This is a genomic window from Haloferax profundi (genome assembly GCF_001469865.1).
Taxonomy (GTDB): domain Archaea; phylum Halobacteriota; class Halobacteria; order Halobacteriales; family Haloferacaceae; genus Haloferax; species Haloferax profundi.
This window is the reverse complement of sequence record NZ_LOPV01000338.1, coordinates 1-1,545: the sequence shown is the minus strand read 5'-3', so window position 1 is coordinate 1,545 and position 1,545 is coordinate 1. Positions and strand designations below refer to the sequence as shown.

Annotated in this window: 1 protein-coding gene; it reads left to right on the top strand. The window is 47.0% G+C overall.

What is annotated here, in order from left to right:
- The first annotated feature begins 427 nt into the window (after nt 1–427).
- A complete protein-coding gene (locus AUR66_RS23160; protein WP_082682211.1) occupies nt 428–634 on the top strand; it encodes a DUF6199 family natural product biosynthesis protein in 207 nt (68 codons plus the stop codon).
- Nucleotides 635–1,545 lie beyond the last annotated feature (911 nt).

The following is a 1,545-nucleotide window of genomic DNA, read 5'->3' as shown; positions in this document are numbered from 1 at the left end:
AGAAACGCGCAATCCACGCAGAGTACACGCTGCAGTCCGCCTATCGGTGCTCTGATGAGCAATAAACCGTCATGAGATATTTATCTAGAGAATGTGTGTACCCAAACATGAACCCACGGTGGATTGCAGTCGCTAGCCTCTCACAAGCCCTTCTACTTTTGATATTTATCTTCAATTACCTGGAAGGGGACTCTACATTATTGATCACGGCTATCGGTAGCGCCACTAGTATTGCTGGTGCTGCGTCATTCGCAATCGCCTATCGACGACAAAAGTCGGGAGACTCACCGTGGAGGACTTCCCATTAACCAAACCTATCGAATGTACTCCAAAATCTCATGGCTTGTTGAAGTAATCCCTTCACATCGAATTCAGCCAGCCCACTCAGTTCTTTAGATTCAAGTAACGCAGCTGAGAACTATTCTGTGTGAGTATACTCTTTCAGCTCACAGGGGTTGTAATTGCGATACTCGGAGTTGCATATATCGCCAAACCAAGGCAGATATACCACTTCGGTCTTGATTTCTTACGCGACCCCCAATCGGAGCCGTCTGAGCCCTCTGACATAATCATCTGGCTATACCGATTCATTGGGGTTTGTCTCGTCATCATCGGCGTGTCATACATCTCTTGAGCGATTATTGAGTTCTTTTCCGATCTAACAGAGGTTTAGTAGGGCGGGATAGAACTAATCGACTCTGTTGAAACCCCAGTCGCTGATAGTTTGTCGGAAGTGTGCTGAATACAGAGCGCGAGTCGGTCACTGATGATTCTGTGGCTGGCAAGTAGACGGAGTAGTAATAGAGAAAAGATTTAGCGACGGTTTATCTGCACGGAAGTGAGCGTAATTACTGCCCAGATGACCGCGAATATATTTACTCCAACTCCGAACAGGTAGTAAGGATTAGTGAAATCAGGACTGTTGAGGAGCATAAACAGCGCAAACCCCGCTCCCATCAAGATGATAACTACGCCCCGAACACTCGGATTATACGCTTCTTCCAGATAGTCCCGAACGGCCCCAAACATGACAGTAGAGTGCACACATACTCATATACTGTTTGTGGTCTGTGAAATCTGAGACCCTATCTCAATTCGAAATTTGGTTGAACAGTTTCTAACGCATGTTCGCACCACGGCTATTTCGGTGGAAATCTACTGGAATGAAGTACAATCGATTGCTGAATGCACCCTCTGTATTCAGCACGCTGATTCTGACAGCGTTCGGTGAGGTTCCAGCTGCTGCGGTGAATAGAACCCCCAAGTAAATCAGTGGCGTTGACTCACCGGATCCGTCGAAGCTCAGATGTATCCTTTTCGATGAAGATACAGTTCCTGTATCTCACTAAGATGGCTGTAAACTAGAAAACTAGTCCTCGATATCGTACGAATAATCAAGATTCACACGTAGCCAGTGAAGTGCAGATACTACGTTCTTCCCCTGCTCCCCAGAAGGCAGTTCAATTTGATCTGGTGGAGTAGCTGCTTCGGGATCGAAAACCCGCCAGATTGTTCGACGAGCTAGCGATTCCGCAGACGAGGATC